Origin of the sequence: Streptococcus suis (assembly GCF_024509555.1) — a bacterium.
Classification (GTDB): Bacteria; Bacillota; Bacilli; order Lactobacillales; family Streptococcaceae; genus Streptococcus; species Streptococcus suis_AD.
The window spans coordinates 69,526-91,017 of record NZ_JAMWEL010000006.1; the positions used below are offsets into that span (position 1 = coordinate 69,526).

Below are 21,492 nucleotides of genomic sequence, written 5' to 3' on the forward strand. Positions count from 1 at the left end.
AAAAACAAGCCCGATTTGAGCTTGTTTGATATTAGAACCAAGGTAATGATAAGAAATTTCCGACACACTCAAAAATAATTTTAGCAGCTTTTGGTTTCCACTTGTATAGCATGACACATCCATAGATTAAGCTGAAGAAGGAGAACGAGATCAATAATGGGCCTTGCCATATACTTTTGGAAAAAACAGTTGCCACTAGATACAAAAATAATCCAGAGACTAGGAACGATAAAATCATACGGTATTTATAGGTCATGAGAAATCCCTCCTTTATAAGTTTATTGTAGCACGTTGTGTAAGCGTTGTCAATTTTTCCCTATTCACAACCAATCCCATCACCATCACGATCTAAGTGTGGTGCATATCCTGGATCTCCAATCCGTACAGGAGCTGCTCCAGCATTTCGAGCGGCTGTACAATTTTTATAATACACAGTTCCAGCCGATGTTCCTGCGAATTGTTGAATTTGAGCTTGATTTTGTGCTTGGGACTGAGCCTGAGCTGCTTTTTGTGCTTCAGCAGCAAGTCTAGCCTCTTCTTCTTTACGTGCTTTCTCAACGATTGCCTTTTCGGCATTCCAATACTTAATGACAATTTCACTATCTTTTCTGATAACTTTATCATTTATTTCGTTAAAGTTCTTTCCATTAATTTCCACACTCTGAATTTGGCCATTCTTACCTATTTCATTGGTTTCAATTGATGTCTCAGATACCTGATCAAAGCCATTGTTTGTAAATAGTTGCCTGGTATCTGCTACAGTGGTTGTAGTTAGAGAGACCGGTAATTCAGCAAAGCTAGAAAAATCTGAGTAAGTAACTTCGATAGGGATTTGTTTTTTAACGACAGTTTCGATATTTGAAAGATTTTCTATATTCTCACCATTTATTGTAATTTTTCTTATTTTCTCATGATTGGTTTTATCCTTATCAGCTACTGCAGTCCATTTTACATTTGAAAAACCTGCAGAGGTTAGTTGTTTTTCCAACTCCTTTCTATTTCCAGTTGTATCAAGTGTTGTTGGAAATTCAATATTATCTGGACTGACATCAAAATAAGTAATTGAAATTGGAAGTTTTTTAGAGTAAAAGTAACCACTTGTGTAGGTCGATGAACCGATCTCAATCTTATCTACTGTGTCTTTTTTATCAATATTGCCTTTCTCTACTAAAAGTATTGGACTCTTACTCACATTCTCGAATCCTGCATCATCCAATTTCTCCTCAATTTCCGAAAGTTTCTTTGAAGAAAATGCTAATTCTACTGCATCATCAGTAGCACCTTGATAGGTTATCGTAACGGGAGTCGATTTCAAAACTCTTCCTTCTTTCCAATCCTCCCCATCAACAGATACAATCTTCACAAAAGTATCATCAATATTCTCGCCATATTCAATATTGCTTATTTTAATGGTTTCAACTTTTTCAAACCCAGCTTCCTCAAACTGTTTAAGGACTACCTCAATAGATTTATCATAAATCTGATCTTTCATAGGTAACTCAGCTGTCATTAACTGACCGCCAACAATTGTTGTAATTCCTAAACCTCCAATGGCCATTGCAGTCTTGCGATTCAAAATTTTTTTAATTCTTGGAATAGATTCCAAATGATTTGAGTGATTTGACCATCTATTAAACATATTCTCTAACCTCAACTATTTTTATGTGGTTATTATAACATGTTAAAAATAAGTCTTACAATAATTTCTAGAAAAATTCTTGGATATTGTAAAAAACTATGGTAAAATATACAAAAATTATTCGGAGGTTAGCTATGCCATTTGTACGTATTGATTTATTTGAAGGACGCACAGAGGAACAAAAAATTGCCCTAGCGCGTGAAGTGACCGAGGTGGTATCACGCAATACCAATGCACCAAAAGAAGCCATTCATGTCTTTATCAACGATATGCCAGAAGGAACCTACTACCCACAAGGCGAAATGAAGCGTAAATAAGAGAAAACACTCTTGCATCAAAATGCAGGAGTGTTTCTTTGTATCAAGTTTATTTCTTCTCATCCTCATCCATTGACAGTACGCTGAGGAAGGCTTCCTGAGGGACTTCGACGGATCCGATAGCTTTCATACGTTTCTTACCAGCTTTTTGTTTTTCCAAGAGTTTGCGTTTACGAGAAACGTCACCACCATAACACTTGGCCAAAACGTTCTTACGAAGGGCCTTGATGTCGCTACGAGCCACGATTTTTTGACCGATTGCTGCTTGGATTGGCACCTCAAACTGCTGACGTGGAATAATTTTCTTGAGCTTATCCACGATAATTTTCCCACGTTCGTAGGCAAATTCCTTGTGGACGATAAAGCTGAGGGCATCTACCTTGTCACCATTGAGGAGAATGTCCATTTTCACCAACTTGGATGAACGGTATTCAGAAATCTCATAGTCAAAGCTAGCATAGCCACGAGTTGAGGATTTTAGCTTATCAAAGAAATCAAAGACAATCTCAGCCAAGGGAATTTGATAAATAACATTGACACGGTTATCGTCGATGTAATCCATGGTTACAAAGTCACCACGCTTGCGTTGAGCCAATTCCATAACTGCACCGACATACTCTTGTGGTACCATGATTTGTGCTTTAACGTAAGGTTCTTCAATGTTGGCAATCTTAGTTGGGTCTGGGAACTCTGACGGGTTGGCTACATCAATAGACTCTCCGTCTGTCATGTTGACATGGTAAACTACCGATGGAGCTGTCATGATAAGGTCAATGTTAAATTCACGCTCAATTCGTTCTTGAATAACATCCATGTGCAAAAGTCCCAAGAATCCACATCGGAAACCAAATCCCAGTGCCTGTGATGTTTCTGGTTCGAACTGCAAGCTGGCATCGTTAAGCTGGAGTTTTTCCAAGGCTTCACGTAAGTCATTGTACTTGTTGGAATCAATCGGATAGATACCTGCAAAGACCATCGGGTTCATCTGCTTGTAGCCCGCTAGTGGCTCACTGGCAGGATTTTCAGCTAAGGTCACCGTATCACCGACACGGGTATCTGCAACTGTCTTGATAGAGGCTGCAATGTAACCAACATCACCAGTCGCTAAGTAATCACGACCGATTGCTTTTGGTGTGAAAATCCCCACTTCCGTCACATCAAAGGTCTTGCCATTGCTCATCATCTGAATAGTATCGCCAGGTTTTACCACACCGTTGACGATACGAACTTGCAGGATAACGCCTCGATACGGATCGTAAACCGAGTCAAAAATCAAGGCTTGCAATGGAGCTTCGACATCACCAGTCGGTGCTGGAACCTTCTCCACGATCTGCTCCAAGATTTCCTCGATACCAATACCTGCCTTTGCTGATGTTGGCACTGCTTCAGAAGCATCCAAACCAATCACATCTTCGATTTCCTGACGAACACGTTCTGGGTCTGCTGCTGGTAGGTCAATTTTGTTAATGATTGGCAAGATTTCCAAATCATTGTCCAAGGCTAGATAAACGTTAGCCAAGGTCTGTGCTTCAATCCCTTGAGCAGCATCCACCACCAGAATCGCCCCTTCACAGGCAGCCAATGAACGTGAAACTTCATAGGTAAAGTCAACGTGTCCAGGCGTGTCAATCAAATGGAAAATGTAGGTCTCACCGTCTTTGGCCTTGTAATTGAGCTGAACAGCATTTAACTTAATGGTAATACCGCGTTCACGCTCCAAGTCCATGCTATCAAGCAACTGGGCCTGCATTTCCCGACTGGAAACTGTTTCTGTTTTTTCAAGAATACGGTCTGCCAAGGTTGATTTTCCATGGTCAATATGGGCAATAATGGAGAAATTACGGATTTTCTCCTGTCGTTTTTTCAATTCTTCTAAATTCATGTTTCTTCCTCTACAAGAGTATTACTCCTCATTATATCAGATTTAGTGATAATTTTCCATAAGAAAAACACCTAGAAAACTAGGTGTCTGCTCTGCTATTTTCCCAGCCAAAGATCAATCTCTCGTTCGGCTGCTTCTGCACTATCTGAGCCATGAACGACATTTGCCACAATACCATCAACTGGGGCTGTTGCAAAATCTCCACGAATAGTTCCTGGCAAGGCATTGACTGGATTGGTAGCCCCCATCATATCTCGCCAAGATTTGACGACTTCCGGACCTTCTAAAATCCCAGCAATGACTGGTCCGCTGGTCATGTAGTCAACCAAGAGCGGAAAGAAAGGTTTGTCTGTTAAATGCTCATAATGTTGAGCGACTAAGTCCTCCGTCGCTGTCATCATATTTAGGTCACGAATGACAAATCTACGACGTTCCACTCTGCTGAGAATTTGCCCAACCAGTCCACGCTTGATAGCGTCAGGTTTGATAATGAAAAATGTTTGTTCCATAGAAAATTCCTAAATCTCACTCAGGATAGCATCCCAAGCCTGGTCATAACCATGGCGGGTTTCGGACGAAAAGACGACAAACTGGTCATTTTTATCGAAATCCAATTTCTTTTTGATAATGGATTCATGCTTATTCCATTTACCACGTGGAATTTTATCTGCCTTGGTCGCAACGATGATGACTGGAATTTCATAGTATTTTAAAAATTCATACATTTGGACATCGTCAGCCGATGGCTCATGGCGCATATCAACCAAGCTAACTACCACTCGTAAATTATCGCGGCTAGTCAAGTATTCCTCGATCATCTTGCCCCATTTAGCACGCTCAGTCTTGGAAACCTTGGCATAGCCATAGCCTGGCACATCGACGAAACGAATTTTGTCATCGATATTGTAAAAGTTTAACTGTTGGGTCTTACCTGGTTTTCCTGAAGTGCGGGCCAGATTTTTTCTTCCGAGTAAGGTATTGATGAAAGATGATTTTCCAACATTTGATCGGCCAGCCAGGGCGATTTCTGGAATATCGTCATCTGGGTATTGGGCCTTTGAAACTGCACTCAGCAGAATTTCAGCATTGTGTGTATTGATTTCCATTCTTTACCTCTCATAAATAAGGGGGAGAAAGCTAGTCGCTTATCACCCCTAATGATCATTTTTAGGCAGTTTCTAGCAATGGCTTTTCCTTACCATCAACTGCTGCTTTTGTCACTCGTACACGTTTGACTTCATCTTGACCTGGAACTTCAAACATGACATCCAACATGGTTTCTTCGATAATAGAACGAAGTCCACGTGCTCCTGTTTTCCGCTCAATCGCTTTCTCAGCAATGGCCAGCAAGGCATCCTCGTCAAAATCCAACTCTACATCATCGTATGACAAGAGGGTTTGGTATTGTTTAACCAATGCATTCTTAGGCTCTGTCAAAATGCGAACCAAGTCTTCCGTAGTTAATTGATCCAAGGCAGCGAATACAGGCAAGCGACCAATCAATTCTGGAATGATACCAAATTTTTGAATATCATCAGCGATGATGTGTTGCATATAAGACTCTTTTTCATCGATAGCACGATTGTTTTGACCGAAACCGATGATTTTCTCACCTAACCGTTGCTTGACGATTTCCTCAATCCCGTCAAAAGCACCACCTACGATGAATAAAATGTTTTTGGTATCCACATGGATCATTTCTTGGTTAGGATGCTTGCGTCCGCCTTGTGGTGGCACGCTGGCTACAGTTCCCTCGATGATTTTCAAGAGAGCCTGTTGGACACCTTCGCCCGAAACATCGCGGGTAATGGACACATTTTCACCTTTTTTGGCAATCTTATCAATCTCATCCACATAGATAATCCCTCGTTCTGCCCGATCAATATTAAAATCGGCTGCCTGTAAGAGTTTGAGAAGGATATTTTCAACGTCCTCACCGACATAACCCGCCTCTGTCAAGGCAGTTGCGTCTGCAATGGCAAATGGAACATTCAGACTTTTGGCTAAGGTTTGTGCTAAGAAGGTCTTACCAGAACCAGTTGGACCAATCATCAGGATGTTTGATTTTTGCAAATCGACATCGTTTTCGTCCCGACTATCTTGGAAATTGATGCGCTTGTAGTGGTTGTAAACAGCTACTGCCAAGGCACGTTTTGCACGGTCTTGCCCAATGACATAATTGTTTAAAATATTAAGAAGTTCTTGTGGTTTAGGTGTATCGGCCAAATCAGTCAACACTTCTTCTGCCAATTCCTCACGAATGATTTCCTGAGCTAATTCCACACATTCATTACAGATGAACACATTGTTTCCAGCGATAATTTTTTTTACTTCTTCTTGATTTTTTCCACAAAATGAGCAATAAATAAACTCATGTGTATGCTTAACAGCCATGTAATTCCTCTTTCATATCTCTTATCTAAATAAAAAGCCGTAAATGGCATGAATGCTATTGACCAGATTAGTAAAAGCATTCAATAAAAATAATATTGCTAAACCGAAGCGTTTTTTTCTAAAAGCTTGAAGCGCACATAGAACGCAAATTCCACAGAGAAATGCTGTAAATAGTCCGAATAAACTTCTCTCCATGCTTATTTTTCTCTTCTTTCGTAGGTTTTAATTGTAAAATCAAAAGCATTTTCCTCATCTTTTGGACGAAATTTCGAATTTTTGAGGCAAAATTGATCCATTGGAAAATCTTTCGGAAAGAAAACGTCCCCTTCGAATTGACCATGAATGTCGGTTACTATTAATTCTTCAATGTAGGGTGCAAAGGCTGTAAATATCTTACTTCCTCCAATTACAAATAGAGTGCCATTTTGTTGCTGGTACCAGTCCAAGACCTGATCAATACTATTTAGTATCGTGACGCGACCGCTCTCTATTTGATAGGACTTATCGGTCGTCAAAACAATTGTGTGACGATTTGGAAGAGCACGCTTACCTATGCCATCAAAAGTCACACGCCCCATTACAATAGTATGACCAGTGGTCGTTTCTTTAAAATGAGCCAAGTCAGCAGGTAAAGCCCATGGAAGCCTATCCCCTTTTCCAATCAATCCATTTTCATCTTGTGCCCAAATTGCAACTATCTTCTTTGTCATTTTCTCTCACTTTCCGTCCTATCATTCTATCAAAAAAACATAAAAAATGCACTTAGTAAGTTGTTATCTAAGATATTTTCTCAAATCACAGTTTGATTACATAAATTGACAAAAATTCTCAACTCATCACCATTGAACTTGGTATCAATACTTATACAATTGTCCGGTGCAAAAGAAAAGAGGCTGGGCTCAAGCCCAGCGCCACTTCTTAGAGTTCGTGTCAACATCTCAGCGCAGTGGTTGATTGTCAGATTTGTTCGTGTTTTACACTCCAAATCTGACCACTACGACTGATGCGAACTTTGTTCGCTATATCTCCAACCTCCAACAGTCACTACTCTGACTGTTGGAGCTATGCGGGGGTGGGAGTGAAACAGTCTGGGGATAGACTGTTTCAGCTCAACAACTGGAAATAAGGACTTGTTGACGAACTCTTCTATGAATGGTCGAGTTCTTATACGAAAACTCAAAAGAATACAAAAACTCCCTCCCTATGATATAATCAAAGCGAAAATTTTTTTATGTTAGGCTACTAGCTCGTCCCTAGTAGTCTTTTTCTGTGCTAAAAATTCAGGATACGTTATCTGCTCTTTTAAGAGGATATAAGCTATTTTTAATAATTGATGTGCGAGTGCAATTGTTGCTTTTTGTGAACCACGCCGACTTTGAATCTGATAAAATCGGTCTGCTAGGGGACTTCCTTTTTGGTTCCTAGCGGCGAAAGCTGCTTGGCATAAACATTTCTTCAAATAAGAATTCCCGTGTCGAATCTTGGTACTTCGTTTTTTACCAGCACTCTCATTATTACTTGGACAAAGTCCAGTCCAAGAAGCTAAATGTCCAGATGTTGGAAACTGACTCATGTCAACACCAACCTCTGAAATGATAACAGAAGCTGTAATGACATCAATGCCTGGGATGGAATCCAATATTTCTACATGGTTTTCATATTGTGATAGATAGACATTCATTCGCTCTTCCAACAACTCAATCTGCTTCTGATAAAAATCATAAATCTCTAAGGACTGTTTTAACATGAAGCGATGATGGTCAGAAAAATAGCCATCCAAGGCTTCCAGAAGCTGCGGCACTTTCTTCTTCAAGCTGGTATAAATGGATTGATGGACAATGCGAGGTGTAATAGGCGTCCCATCAACCAGTAGCTGAAGGAGATTACGACCAGATAGCCCCATAATATCTTCAATATAGGTTGTTAGCTTGATACCACCTGACTGAAGAATTTTATGGATACGGTTGGTTTCTCGATTGCGACTTTCCACATAATGTTTTCGTTGTCTGGTCAACTCCCTCAATTCTTGAATGGTTTCATCGGGAACGAAACTCCGAGGAAGCAGCCCAATCCGTGTTCATTTGGCTATCCAGTGAGCATCCTTCTTGTCGGTTTTATGACCTGGAATAGCCTTCATGTGGGCTGGTTGAGCGAGTATCAACTTGAAGTCATCACATAGAGCATGCCAGACAGGTCGCCAATAAACACCTGTGCTTTCCATACCAACAGCTTCCACATGAAATTGACTGAGAAAATCGTGGCAAGCACGTAGGCCTTTAGTCGTTGTATCAAACGTAGCCATCTCACGCTTTGGACGAGTCGAGGTGAGTGGTCCGTGTAGGATACAGACAACGATATTGGCTTGATGGACATCAATACCTGCACAAGATTGATAGAGAACATCCATGACAATTCCCTCCTTCTAAAAATATGAGAGCTTATCTACCAAATTTTAGTCGTATTTTTATACTCATGCCTATCGCATATTTTGGGGTGCTCGTCAGTAGAGTGGGTTAGTTTTTCCCGCGATGACTAACATCATTAACTCGTCAACCACAAAGCCCTCACTAAGATTATACACCTAGTGAGGGCTTTATGTTCGTTTTCATTATTCTGTGGGTGAGGGCGGAGCCATCATAGATGTCTTTCCCACTCCCCCTAACAGAATAATTATTTCCGATACATCTTAAACTGTAAATAAAGGTCATTGTACATTCCCAGCATCTCTTGTCCAAGATTATCATAGACTTCCATCTTCTTCATTGTTTCTTCTGAAGGATAGAAGGATTCATCGTTCTGAGTTTCTTCATCCAACATGGCTTTTGCTGCAGGAATTGGTGTTGAGTAACCAACATATTCAGCATTGCGAAGCGCATTTTCAGGACGGAGCATGAAACTCATAAAGGCATAGGCACCGTCCAAATTCTTGGCGGTTTTAGGAATGACCATGTTATCAAACCACAGGTTTGAACCTTTTGACGGTACAACATAGCGCAGGTTCTCATTGCCATCCAACATTTCACTGGCTTCACCAGAGAAAGACACCGCAATTGCTGCCGCATCCTGTATCATGTAGCCCTTGATTTCGTCAGCTACGATGGCCTTGACATTTGGAGTTAAATTATAGAGATGTTCTGCAGCTTTTTCAATTTCAGCTGGATTTCTAGAGTTTAGGCTATGCCCCAAGGATTGTAGGCCAAATCCCATAACTTCACGAACACCATCAATCAACATGATATTGTCACGGTATTCTTCAGACCACAAATCTTCCCATTCCTGAGGAGGATTCTCGACCATGGTTTCATTATAAACAATTCCTAAGGTTCCCCAGAAATAGGGGATGGAATAATCATTGTTCTTATCAAAACTCAAGCCCATGAATTGTGGATCAATATTTTCCAAACCTTCGATTTTCGACTTATCCAATTTGATGAGCATATTCTCTTCGGTCATCTTGGAAATCATATACTCAGATGGAATAGTCAAATCATAGGTTGTACCACCCTGCTTAATCTTAGTGTACATGGATTCATTGGAGTCGAAAGTCTGGTAATCCACCTGAATACCTGTTTCAGCAGTAAACTCTTCCAGTAATTCTGGGTCAATATAATCTCCCCAGTTATAGATGACTAACTTGTCAGTTGTTCCTTGAGTTGAATCAGCTTCTAATTTACTAGAAATTCCCCAAAGAATGAGAATAATGGCAATAATTCCTAGGAAAAATGAATATAAACGTTTCATTAGTTGGCCTCCTTTTCACGTGAGATGAAATAATAACCCACTACCAATAAGATTGAGAAAAGGAAGACAAGGGTTGATAGGGCATTGATTTCCAAAGAAATACCTTGACGAGCCCGTGAGTAAATCTCTACAGATAGGTTTGAGTAACCATTTCCCGTTACAAAGAAGGTCACGGCAAAGTCATCCAAGGAATAGGTAAAAGCCATGAAATAACCTGCAATAATCGCTGGTGTCAAGTATGGCAACATGATTTCTTTCAGCATTTGCGGCTGAGTTGCACCCAAATCATAGGCAGCTGAAATCATATCGGCATTCATTTCCTTCAAGCGTGGCAAAACCATCAAGACCACGATAGGAATGGAAAAGGCAATGTGACTGAGCAATACCGAAATAAATCCAAGCTGGAAACCAATCATGGTAAAGAGAATCAGGAAGCTCGCCCCAATCATGACGTCTGGTGCCACCATCAAAATATTATTGACAGACAAGAGCGCATTTTGAAAACGAGGTGTTGCCTGATAAATGTAGATAGCTCCAAAAGTTCCGATAATAGTCGCAATCAAAGAACTCAAGAAAGCCAAGAAAAATGTTTGCGCCAAAATCAGCATCAGACGGCTATCGCCCAACATGGACGAAAAATGCTCCAAGGTAAAGCCTGTAAAGCCGTTCATATCTCCACCCGCATTAAAAGCGTAGAAAATCAGATAGAAAATCGGCAAATAAAGAAGAAGAAAGGCAACTGTTAAGTAGATATTTGCAAATTTTTTCATTATTTCTTCCTCTCTTTCGTCATCCACATAATCAAGAGCATGGCCAAAATCAAGACCACACCGACGGTTGAACCCATTCCCTGGTTTTGTGTGGTCAGGAAATGTTGCTCGATTGCTGTACCCAAGGTTATCACTCGGTTACCGCCAATCAAACGGGTCAACATAAAGAGGCTCAAACTCGGAATAAAAACTGCTTGTACACCTGAACGAACGCCATTCATAGAAAGAGGGAAAATAACTTTTGTGAAGGTCTGCCAAGATGTAGCCCCTAAATCACGACTGGCATTGATTAAGTTTTTATCCAAATCATCCAGGGCGTTAAAGATTGGCAAAATCATAAATGGAATTTCAATATAGGCTGCAACAGCAATAAAAGAGAAGTCCGTAAAAAGAATTTGCTGGGCACCCAAGCCAATAAACTCTAAGAATTGGTTAACCGAGCCATGTTGTCCAAAAATACCGATAAAGGCATAGGCTTTTAACAAGAGATTGACCCAGGTTGGCAAGATAATCAACATGAGCCAGAGTTGTCTATGTTTGAGCTTGGTCAAGAAGTAGGCAGTTGGATAAGACACCAACAAAGTGACCAGAGTAATAATACCTGCGTAAAAAATGGAGTTAAAACTCATACGCAGATAGGTCATATTTGGCGAATGAAAATAAGTTTGATAATTGGCCAGAGTGAAATTGCCATGAATATCAAAGAAGGATTTGAAGATAATCAGGGCAACGGGCGCGAGTACAAAGAGAAAGACCCATAGGGCATAGGGAATTGCAAAGAGCCTAGAGGTTTTCTTCATTGCGTTCCTCCTCGATAGCGTTAATCAAGCCATCTTCCACTTCTTCCACTTCCACATATTCTTCGATACGGGCATCAAATTCCTCTTCCGTTTCATTGAGACGCATGATATGGATATCTTCTGGCTCAAAGTCCAGACCGATGACTTCTCCCACGATAGCTTTACGAGTGGAGTGAATCATCCACTCATTTCCTAAATCATCGTAGGCAATGATTTCATAGTGAACGCCACGGAAGAGTTGGGTATCTACTTTTACCTGCAATTTCCCTTCTTCTGGAAGTGTAATCTGCAAGTCTTCTGGACGGATAACGATTTGAACTTCTTCATTTGGACGCATACCACCATCCACAGCTTCGAAGCGTTTGCCGTTAAATTCAACTAAATAGTCTTTAATCATGCGACCAGACAGGATGTTAGACTCCCCAATAAAGGTAGCAACAAAATGGTTGATTGGCTCATCATAAATATCCACTGGCGTTCCTGACTGGACAATCTCACCTTCATTCATGACAAAAATCCAGTCACTCATAGCCAGTGCTTCTTCTTGGTCATGGGTAACGAAGACAAAGGTAATTCCTAGACGTTGTTGCAATTCACGTAGTTCGTACTGCATTTCTGTCCGCAGTTTCAAGTCAAGGGCTGATAAAGGCTCGTCTAGTAAGACAACGCGAGGCTGGTTGATAATCGCACGTGCAATAGCAACCCGCTGGCGTTGACCACCTGACAATTTCTGAATGGAGCGTTTCTCGTAACCAGAAAGACGGACCATTTGAAGAGCCTCTGTCACACGGCGTTCGATTTCAGCCTTGTCAACCTTACGCAATTTAAGAGGAAAAGCCACATTCTCAAAGACAGTCATGTGTGGGAATAGGGCATAGGATTGGAAAACGGTATGGACATCCCGCTTGTTGGTCGGGACATCATTAATCCGTTGACCATCCAGATAAATATCACCTGAACTTGCATCCAACAAACCAGCAATAATATTCAAAATCGTTGATTTACCTGAACCCGAAGCTCCTAAAAGGGTATAAAATTTCCCCTCTTCCAATTCAAAACTAATATCCTTTAATACAGTTGTTCCACTGTCTTCAAATACTTTTGAAACGTTCTTAAATTCAATAATTGGCTTTTTCAATTCTCATAAATTCCTTCTTATTTGTAAGAGCCTGATGGCTAGAGTGTATCAGCTGGGTCGCCGATAATACGCACTTCTCTCTCCAGCGTGATACCTGAAGATTTTTCAACAACTTCGATAACGTGGGCAATCAGATTTTCATAATCCTTTGCTGTACCATTCTCGACATTGACCATAAAACCTGCGTGTTTTTCAGATACTTCAACACCACCAATACGGTAGCCTTTCAAACCAGCTTCCATTATCAACTGACCAGCAAAATGACCTGGAGGACGCTTAAAGACCGAGCCACACGATGGGTATTCCAGAGGTTGTTTCAATTCACGCAAATGGGTCAAACGAGCCATTTCATTTTGAATAACAGGGTGGTTACCAGGTTTTAGGGCAAATTTAGCAGAGAGAACGATTGCTCCATTTTCTTGTAAAATTGACGAACGGTAGCCGAAGCGTAACTCACGATTATCAAGGGTTTCTACATAACCTGCAGGAGTCAAAATCTGAGCAGAAACAAGAATATGTGCTATCTCTCCACCATAGGCACCAGCGTTCATATAAACTGCTCCACCTATGCTACCCGGAATCCCACAGGCAAATTCAAATCCTGACAAGGAATGGAAGAGGGCAACCTTTGTCGTTTCAATCAAATTAGCCCCTGCTTCTGCTTCAATCGTATAGCCAGAAACAGTAACAGAATTCAGCTTATCCATCCTGATTACAAAACCACGAATACCACCATCACGTACAATGATGTTACTTGAATTACCAAGCACCTGCCAAGGAATGTTTTCACGCTTAGCAAACTCGACAATACGGACAATTTCATAGCGATTTCGTGGGAAAGCTAGATAGTCAACAGCCCCTCCAACTTTTGTATAAGTATATTCTTTTAAGGGCTCATCGAAGCGGATATCAATTCCTTCTAATTCAAGCCTAATTTTATCTTTCATCATCTTCTCATTTCAATTTAAAATATACAGAACATATTATACCAAAAATACGAATAGAAAACGAATAAAATTTATAACTAAAAATAATCTTTCATTTTACCTAAAATTCTCAAAGTAATTTCTAGTCTATCGAAAAATCTGGAATTTTGAGTAAGAGAAAAAATAAGGTAAAACGTCCTAAAAGACAAGTTAGTAGCTAACAACGAAACATAAACTATTCGCTCTTTTTTACTAAAAAAATTATAGAGCGTGTTTTATCATATTGTAACGTTTATATCGCCTATATCCGATCACGCAATTTCTCAACAAAGAGGTAGGCAGCAGGGCAAATTAGGGTATTCTTTATAGTTAAATTGTTGATTTGGTATATCTTCTTCCGATCAGTATGCGGAAATTCTCGACAGGCTTTAGGACGAGCACCATAGATGCTACAGAGATTATCACCTCCAAGGAAGGGGCAAGGCATAGCTTTAAAAACCTTATCACCATCTTCGTCAACCCGCAAATACATATCCTCAAAAACAGGTAATTTCATACGCAAATGTTTGGCAATTCGAGTAATGTCAGCTTCGGTAAAAAGCGGTCCCAGGGTCTTGCAACAATTGGCACATTCTGTGCAGTCGATTTCCGAAAAGACCTCCGCATGAATTTCTTGAACAATTCTATCCAGATTTTTAGGAGCTTTCTTCTTAAGATTTGCAAGAAATTTCCGATGTTCGCCTTGCTTCTGCTGGGCCAATTGCTTGTATTTTTCAATATCTACAGTCATAAACTCTCCTTTTCGACCTACATTATAACACAACCATTATCCAGCTCTGCTATTTTACAAAAATGCTGAGCTAAATTATAGCATCACTTACTAAGGTTGGTGTCAACATCTCAGCGCAGTGGTTGATTGGCAGATTTGTTCGAGTTTCACACTCCAAATCTGTCCATTATAACTGTTGCGAACAAAGTTCGCTCTATTTCCGACCTCCAAAGGTTTCCCAAACCTTTGGAGCTATGCGGGGGTGGGAAGACGAACAATTTTAGATTAGTAGAGTTCTTTCCCACTCCCAAAAATCCTGCGGGATACTTCGGCTACAGGAAGTCCTATAATGGTGTGAATATCTCCTGAAATTCCTGCCACAAAGCGTGGATCTAGTTCTTGAATGCCGTAGGCACCTGCCTTATCAAGCGGCTGTTTTTCATGGATATAAGACTGAATAACTGCCTCCAACGCTGGATAGTAGTCTACAAAATCGATCTTTGCCACTGTGTAAAAAACGTCAAGTGATTGAGACGTTCGCAGGCATACAGAGGTCACTACATGGTGGCTCTTACCAAAATAGGAACGAAACATCCTATCTGCTTCCTTCAAATCTTGAGGTTTGTTGAAAATTTGTCCGTCGGCAACTACTATGGTATCAGCAGAAATATAGAGATGACCTGGTAATAATTCTATATCTGACTTGGCTTTAGAAATTTCACAACAGGTTTTAGCTGCTCGAGTAAGAAAATCATCACTAGCAAATTTTTCCATAAAATACTCTTCAATCCCTCGTTCATCAACTTCAACGGATTGAATTTGAGGGTCTAGAAACTCCAATAATTGCTTACGTCTAGGTGAATTGCTGAGCAAAATATAGGAATTGACGATTGGCTGACTGCCTTCTTTTTGATAGTCAAATACAGTTTGCATATTTCCTCCAGTCAAAAACAGAGTCCGAAGACCCTGCTTAAGAAAAATGTTATTAGTTTGCTTTACGACGACGTACAGTTACTGCCAATCCTGCGAGACCTAGACCGAACAGACTAAGCGCAAGGCTAGAATTTTCACCTGTATTTGGCAAGTTTGTAGTTTCTTTTGTAGCAGTTTTGCCTGCTACACCAGTTTTGGTATCTGGTTTAGGAGTAGCTGAGTTTTGACGAGTGTCAGAAAGCACTTTGTCCTCTTCTTTAGTAGTAGAAGTATTTTCTTCCTCAAGGACTGTTTCTGGATTTGATTTCACATCATTTGGATCAGTTTCCGCCAATACCTCAATATAATCAGGGTAGTTATCACCATCTGTATCTAAAGTTGAGTTCACAGAAACTAAACGAGAGTTTGGATTCACTTCCTCATATACTGACAAATCAGCTGTTTTTAGGTAGTCTGCAAATACACTATCCATTGAAGGACCTTCTTCACGGGCACCACCAAGCATGGTATATCCATCACCACCAGCTGCAAGGAAGTCATTGGTTGCTAGGTAGTATGTTTTTGTTGGATCTAACTCTTCGTATAGACCAGTTTCTGGATTGAGAATACCAATCAAGAGAACACGCTGGTCAGCTGGTAAGGTTGTATCATAGAATACTTGGGCACCTGAGATATGCAAGAAACCACCACTTGCTTCCATAAGTGGAAGTCCATTTTCATCCAATACAGGAGCGCCTGTTTCCTTATCAGCCTGCAAGGTTGCAGATAAGGACTTGGCAAACATATCTGCAATCTGTTGACCAGTTACAGTAATTTGAGAAATGATGTTACCGAATGGCAAGACAGCAATGATATCACCTTTAGTCACAGGTTGGTCTTTCGCAATAGTTGCTCGAAGACCACCTCCGTTAGTAACCGCAAGGCTTGTTTTATTAGAGAATCCTGTCTGACCATAGGCATAGAGTGCATCTGTAACCGCATTTCCCAAATTTGTTTCACGTACACGAACATTAGAACGCTCACCGTTCAATTCAACTGGATTGTTAGCGATAACGACCTGAGCATTCTCAGCTTCGTATTTAGCTTTGATTTCAGCCACAAGAGCCTCAATTTTGGCATTTGGTGTAACAGTCTTAGCATCAGCCACAGAGATGAGACCAGCTTCAGCCAATAACTGATTTGATTTCAAAGTTACTTTACCAATGTTGTTCAAGTATGAACCTGTTTGGTTGTAAGTTACGTTGTTGCCATAGGTTGTAGACTCAACTGTGTGGGAATGTCCGTCGATAACAATAACACGTTTGCCAGCCAACTTGCTGTTTTCAGAAAGAGCCTGTGCCAATGTAGAACCTCTCCACTCAACAGGAGTTGTTGTATCAACACCCAGGTGAGCAAGGATGATATAGTTGTTATAAACTCGGTTATCAGCCAAGGCACGCGCTTCTACTTCGTCAATAACCTTGTTGACCTCAGTGATTGGATCCGCAAAAGTAACGCCTTCAACATTTTTAGGGTGCGTTTTAGTCGCTGTTTCAGGCGTTGTCACACCAATAACAACAAACTCATCACCAACTACAGTTGGAGTTTTATCGACAATAGTTGAAGCTTCAAAAACACGAGCACCATTAACGTAAGTGTTAGCACTCAAAAGTGGGAAATTCAAGGTTTCTTTGTACTTGATAGCCTGTTCCATACCAAAATCAAATTCATGGTTACCAACAGCCATAGCGTCATAACCAACTTGATTCATGATATTGGCACGATCTTCACCCTTAGTAGAGTTTGAAATCGGTAAACCTTGAAAGGCATCTCCAGCATCCACAACAATGGTATTTTCAACTTTTGCACGTTCTTCTTCAATGACTGCCGCAGCCTTAGCGTCACCGATGACATTCTTTTCTTCAAGAATGCGACCGTGTACATCATTAGTATGAATAATGACTGCTTCTATAGTTTCTTCTAAAGCAGTTGGAGCTGATGTTGTTTCAGATGCAGTAGTTTCTGCTACAGTCGCATCTTGTACTGTTGAAGTTGTTGTCTCTGTTGTTGGAGTCGTTTCAGCAGCTTGAACTTGTTGAGCTAAGACGAATGGCGCCAACAAGAGTGTAGACATAACTGGTAATAAGAAATCTTTCTTTTTCATAAATTAACCTTTCTTGTACTAAATTAACAAGACTATTATACACTTATTTGATAAAAATAGAAACATTAAAATCGCTTACACGTTAAAAACGTTCAGAAAAAGAGAGTGGGATAAAAATCGATAACCCGAAGGGTTCGATTTTTTCGTCCCACCAACGCACAGTTATGTAGGGCTGAAAAGCTGATAACATCAGTGAATTAGACCCCCTCAACCACTGTGTCAAGTTTAACAATTGAGAAAAACTAGTGAGGCCAGGACTTTCTCCCAGCCTCTTTCTGCTTATTTCTGAAAAACAATCTTGCCATCCGATATTGTAAAATGAACCTCTCCATTCAAGCTATCTCCTACAAATGGAGAATTGGCTGACTTAGATGCAAAGTCTGCAGTAACCAAGCGATCTGCATGTGGATCAAATATAACAAGGTCTGCCGGACCGTTTTCAGACAGATATCCAGCATCGAGTCCATAAAGCTTGGCAGGGTTAATAGTCATCTTTTCCAGCAATTGCAAGAGAGTAAGGTGTCCATCTTCTACCAAATGAGTTAGACCCAATGACAGTGAGGTTTCTAAACCGGTCATACCAGACGGAGCTTGAGTAACATCCTCCACATTTTTCTCATCAGCATGATGAGGAGCATGGTCTGTTGCAATGACGGTAATGACGCCTGATTTCAAACCTTCAATCACTGCCAAGCGATCACTTTCTAGACGTAGGGGCGGGTTCATCTTAGCATTGGCACCTTTGGTCAAAAGTAAGTCCTCAGTCCGTGAAAAATGTTGTGGTGCTACTTCTGCAGTCACCTTAGCTCCTAGGCCTTGAGCAAATTCGACAACCTTGACTGACTCCGCTTTGGACAAATGTTGGATATGGACACGCGCACCTGTTTCATAGGCAATCATAACATCACGCGCAACCATGCTGTATTCTGCCACGCCAGTTGCTCCACAAACATGGAAATGCTTTTCAGCTACTTGCTCGTTGAGCCCCAAAACACCATTCAAATCAGGGTCTTCTTCATGCAGACTGATAAGACAGTCATGTTCTTTGGCCAATTTCATAGCTTTTCTAACCACGCCAGCATTTGTCAATGGAATACCGTCGTCCGAAAAAGCCACCGCTCCAGCTTCTAGCAAAGCAGGAAAATCTGTCAGGTTTTGCCCGTCGAAATGATCTGTAATGGTTGCCATGCTATAAATGTGAATGGCTTCTTTTTTGGCAGATTCTAATACTTCTTTCAGTGTTTCGACAGTCGAAATCGTCGGACTAGTATTAGCCATCATGACAACAGAAGTAAAACCACCCGCTGCGGCAGAAAGAGCTCCTGTATGAATATCTTCTTTATGGGTCTGACCTGGCTCACGGAAATGCACATGTACATCGACTAAACCCGGCGCAACCACCAAGTCTGTCGCGTCAATGACCTGCTCAACGTATTCTGTAATCATATCAGCAATCTTGACAATTTTCTTGCCATCAATCAAGATATCGCATACTTTATCTAGACCAGAGAGAGGATCTACGACACGACCATTTTTAACTAATAACATTCGACTTCTCCTTTTAACAGCCAACTACTTTTAACGCAGCCAGTCAATTCCTGTACATCCCTTTGAGATTAAATAGGCATTTGCTTGCGAAAAGGGCTTGCTCCCAAAAAATCCTCTATAGGCCGACAATGGACTTGGGTGAGCCGATTCGATAATCAAATGGTTGGGGTTAGTAATTAAGATCTTTTTCTTGCGAGCATAAGCTCCCCAAAGAATGTAGACGACAGGCTGGTCTAAGCTATTGACCACCTTAATAACAGCATCTGTAAAAGGCTCCCAGATTTGCCCTGCATGCCCATTTGCCTGACCAGCTGGCACAGTCAAACAAGCATTGAGTAATAAAACCCCTTGCTCTGCCCAGCCTGTCAAATCGTGGTCCTGTTTCACCCCGATATCATCTGCCAATTCCTTGAGGATATTTTGGAGAGATGGCGGAGCTGGTATCGAATTGGGCACAGAGAAGGACAGGCCCTGTGCCTGACCAGGTCCATGATAAGGATCCTGCCCCAAAATAACCACCTTGACCTTTTCCAATTCCGTCGTCTGAATAGCCGCAAATACCTTCTCACGAGGCGGGTAAACTGTCCCGCTTGCATAAACTTGGTCCAAAAATTGATTGATTTTACCGAAATAATGTTCTGGCAACTGTAACTTAATCAATTCATGCCAGGCTGAATGTTCCATACACAACTCCTAGTTTGAACTTTTTTCTTTGACAATATAAACAGGGCGTTTCTTGGTTTCTAAGAAGACTTTGGCCAAATATTTACCAAGAATACCGATAGTCATTAACTGCAAGCCACCCAAAAACAAGATGATACAGATAGTTGAGGGCCACCCGATAGTCGGATCGCCAAATACCAAGGTTTTAACCACCACAATGACCATCAAAACCAAGGACAACAAGAAGGTGAAAAATCCTGTATAAGAAGCAATATTAAGCGGTGTATCTGAAAAATTGATAATCCCTTCAATCGAGTAGGAAAGCAACTTCCAGAAAGACCAACTTGTTTGACCAGCCACGCGCTCAACATTCTTGTAGGGAAGGTATTCAGTTTCAAATCCTACCCAAGCAAAAATCCCTTTTGAAAAGCGATTGTATTCAGAAACTGACAAAATGGCATCCACCATATGGCGGCGCATAAGTCGGAAATCACGCGCACCGTCTACTACCTCGACCTGGCTGATTTTATTCATCAATTTATAAAATAATTTGGCAAAAAAGCTACGAATAGGAGGTTCACCATCACGGCTGACACGACGGGTTCCCACACAGTCCAAATCTGCATTAGCTTCAAGCATGGCCTTCATCTCTATCAACATCTCAGGTGGATCCTGTAAGTCTACGTCCATAACAGTAACCAAGTCACCTTGAGCCGCCTGTAAGCCAGCGTAGAGGGCTGCTTCTTTACCAAAATTTCTTGAAAATGATAGGTAGCGAACAGCTTGGTCCTGACCAGACAACTGACGCAAGACTTTTAAAGTACCATCCTTGGAACCATCATTAACAAAAATATATTCAAATTTTTCTCCCATTTCCTTACGAACCTTTTCCATAGCCTCGTAAAAATAGGGGATTGCCTCTTCTTCATTAAAACAAGGCACGATAACTGAAATCATGTATTTCTCCTCATACGGTCAATTTGTATGTCAAACATACTTAGAAACCATTATACCATTTTAAAAGATAAGTTCCCAGAAATCGTGCGTTTGAACATGACTACTTAATCTTCTAACCAAGTTTCTTGGTTTTGGCGGAACTTCTTGAGTAAGGTCAAGCCATCAGCATTGATATAGCCCTGTACTTTTGCGACCTTGATAAGTTCGGAATAATTGCTGAGCGTTACCAATTTCACACCAGCATTATCAAAATTACGCTCTGCTTTTGGTAATTCATAAGTGAAAATGGCCACCACACCAATGACATCTGCTCCTTCGCGCTCTGCCGCTGCAACAGCGTCCAGTACAGAGCCACCCGTTGAAATCAAATCTTCGATGACCACCATTTTTTGTCCCTTGACAATGCGACCTTCCAACTGATTGCCAACACCATGTTCTTTGGGTTTGCTACGGATATAGGTAAAGGGCAAATTCATACGGTCAGCAATAATAGCCCCGTGTGGGATACCTGCTGTCGCAGTACCTGCAATGACTTCAACTTCTGGAAACTCTTCTTCGATACGCTGAACAAAGCCATCTTCAATTAAGTTCCGTGTTTCAGGATAAGAAAGGGTAATGCGGTTGTCTGTATAAATCGGAGATTTAATACCTGATGCCCATGTAAATGGCTTTTCTGGACGCAGGTGAACTGCCTTAATGTCCAACAAGTGTGATGCGATTTCTGTTGCTAGTGTCATAATAGACCTCCTTATAAATGCGTGCCATTCCAACATGACCATTCCGCCGAATAGCCTGTCACTCCTAAAGTACTGGTTCAATCTATGAACCCTACAAAAACTATATTTATCCCTGTTAAATTCTTACAGACTTCT

The 21,492-nt window shown here is 41.0% G+C and carries 19 protein-coding genes and 1 pseudogene; 1 reads left to right on the plus strand and 19 read right to left on the minus strand.

Annotated elements, in window-relative coordinates; all coding sequences use genetic code 11:
- Window positions 1-316: 316 nt before the first annotated feature.
- A complete protein-coding gene (locus NF418_RS04230; protein ID WP_256778566.1) occupies window positions 317-1,639 on the minus strand; it encodes an excalibur calcium-binding domain-containing protein in 1,323 nt (440 codons plus the stop codon).
- A 134-nt stretch (window positions 1,640-1,773) separates the two neighbouring features.
- Here NF418_RS04230 and NF418_RS04235 point away from each other — a divergent pair, with 134 nt between their 5' ends.
- On the plus strand, window positions 1,774-1,956 hold the full coding sequence (locus NF418_RS04235) for a 4-oxalocrotonate tautomerase (protein WP_002934978.1): 183 nt from the start codon (window positions 1,774-1,776) through the stop codon (window positions 1,954-1,956).
- Window positions 1,957-2,005: 49 nt separating this feature from the next.
- Here NF418_RS04235 and lepA read toward each other — a convergent pair whose 3' ends face one another.
- The 18 genes and pseudogenes from lepA to pyrE all read right to left on the minus strand — a co-directional run bounded on the left by lepA (window position 2,006) and on the right by pyrE (window position 21,357).
- Window positions 2,006-3,838, minus strand: a complete 1,833-nt coding sequence (gene lepA, locus NF418_RS04240) for a translation elongation factor 4 (protein WP_256778567.1) — start codon at window positions 3,836-3,838, stop codon at window positions 2,006-2,008.
- Window positions 3,839-3,933: 95 nt separating this feature from the next.
- Complete coding sequence (gene ndk, locus NF418_RS04245) at window positions 3,934-4,347, minus strand: nucleoside-diphosphate kinase (RefSeq protein WP_256778568.1); 414 nt, start codon at window positions 4,345-4,347, stop codon at window positions 3,934-3,936.
- A gap of 9 nt (window positions 4,348-4,356) precedes the next feature.
- Window positions 4,357-4,944: a ribosome biogenesis GTP-binding protein YihA/YsxC gene (yihA, locus tag NF418_RS04250; protein WP_172081076.1), complete on the minus strand. Its 588-nt coding sequence runs from the start codon at window positions 4,942-4,944 to the stop codon at window positions 4,357-4,359.
- A gap of 61 nt (window positions 4,945-5,005) precedes the next feature.
- A complete protein-coding gene (gene clpX / locus NF418_RS04255) occupies window positions 5,006-6,232 on the minus strand; it encodes an ATP-dependent Clp protease ATP-binding subunit ClpX (RefSeq protein ID WP_256778569.1) in 1,227 nt (408 codons plus the stop codon).
- Between the two features lie 197 nt (window positions 6,233-6,429).
- The gene (locus NF418_RS04260; RefSeq protein ID WP_256778570.1) at window positions 6,430-6,942 is read right to left on the minus strand and encodes a dihydrofolate reductase; all 513 of its coding nucleotides are present in this window, start codon (window positions 6,940-6,942) and stop codon (window positions 6,430-6,432) included.
- 532 nt (window positions 6,943-7,474) lie between these two features.
- Window positions 7,475-8,639 (minus strand): annotated as a pseudogene (locus tag NF418_RS04265) (IS110 family transposase).
- A 263-nt stretch (window positions 8,640-8,902) separates the two neighbouring features.
- Window positions 8,903-9,973, minus strand: a complete 1,071-nt coding sequence (locus NF418_RS04270; RefSeq protein WP_256778571.1) for an ABC transporter substrate-binding protein — start codon at window positions 9,971-9,973, stop codon at window positions 8,903-8,905.
- The gene (locus NF418_RS04275) at window positions 9,973-10,743 is read right to left on the minus strand and encodes an ABC transporter permease (protein ID WP_256778572.1); all 771 of its coding nucleotides are present in this window, start codon (window positions 10,741-10,743) and stop codon (window positions 9,973-9,975) included. Before NF418_RS04275 ends, NF418_RS04270 begins: the two co-directional genes overlap by 1 nt.
- On the minus strand, window positions 10,743-11,543 hold the full coding sequence (locus NF418_RS04280) for an ABC transporter permease (protein ID WP_256778573.1): 801 nt from the start codon (window positions 11,541-11,543) through the stop codon (window positions 10,743-10,745). The genes NF418_RS04275 and NF418_RS04280 overlap by 1 nt, the downstream gene beginning before the upstream one ends.
- Window positions 11,527-12,681, minus strand: coding sequence for a polyamine ABC transporter ATP-binding protein (locus tag NF418_RS04285; protein ID WP_105109411.1), 1,155 nt, complete (start codon window positions 12,679-12,681; stop codon window positions 11,527-11,529). Before NF418_RS04285 ends, NF418_RS04280 begins: the two co-directional genes overlap by 17 nt.
- A gap of 38 nt (window positions 12,682-12,719) precedes the next feature.
- Window positions 12,720-13,628 (minus strand): UDP-N-acetylmuramate dehydrogenase, encoded by a 909-nt coding sequence (gene murB, locus NF418_RS04290; protein ID WP_256778574.1) that lies wholly within the window; start codon window positions 13,626-13,628, stop codon window positions 12,720-12,722.
- Window positions 13,629-13,908: 280 nt separating this feature from the next.
- Window positions 13,909-14,397 carry a YkgJ family cysteine cluster protein gene (locus NF418_RS04295; RefSeq protein ID WP_256778575.1) on the minus strand — a complete coding sequence of 163 codons (489 nt, stop codon included), beginning with the start codon at window positions 14,395-14,397 and terminating at the stop codon, window positions 13,909-13,911.
- A gap of 264 nt (window positions 14,398-14,661) precedes the next feature.
- Complete coding sequence (locus tag NF418_RS04300) at window positions 14,662-15,309, minus strand: Maf family protein (protein ID WP_256778576.1); 648 nt, start codon at window positions 15,307-15,309, stop codon at window positions 14,662-14,664.
- A gap of 52 nt (window positions 15,310-15,361) precedes the next feature.
- Window positions 15,362-17,452 (minus strand): cell surface ecto-5'-nucleotidase Nt5e, encoded by a 2,091-nt coding sequence (gene nt5e / locus NF418_RS04305; protein ID WP_256778577.1) that lies wholly within the window; start codon window positions 17,450-17,452, stop codon window positions 15,362-15,364.
- A 279-nt stretch (window positions 17,453-17,731) separates the two neighbouring features.
- Entirely contained in the window at window positions 17,732-19,000 is a 1,269-nt protein-coding gene (locus tag NF418_RS04310; RefSeq protein WP_256778578.1) for a dihydroorotase, read from the minus strand.
- Between the two features lie 30 nt (window positions 19,001-19,030).
- On the minus strand, window positions 19,031-19,684 hold the full coding sequence (locus NF418_RS04315; RefSeq protein ID WP_256778579.1) for a uracil-DNA glycosylase: 654 nt from the start codon (window positions 19,682-19,684) through the stop codon (window positions 19,031-19,033).
- 9 nt (window positions 19,685-19,693) lie between these two features.
- On the minus strand, window positions 19,694-20,620 hold the full coding sequence (locus NF418_RS04320; RefSeq protein ID WP_256778580.1) for a glycosyltransferase family 2 protein: 927 nt from the start codon (window positions 20,618-20,620) through the stop codon (window positions 19,694-19,696).
- A gap of 104 nt (window positions 20,621-20,724) precedes the next feature.
- The gene (gene pyrE / locus NF418_RS04325; protein WP_256778581.1) at window positions 20,725-21,357 is read right to left on the minus strand and encodes an orotate phosphoribosyltransferase; all 633 of its coding nucleotides are present in this window, start codon (window positions 21,355-21,357) and stop codon (window positions 20,725-20,727) included.
- Between the last annotated feature and the right edge of the window lie 135 nt (window positions 21,358-21,492).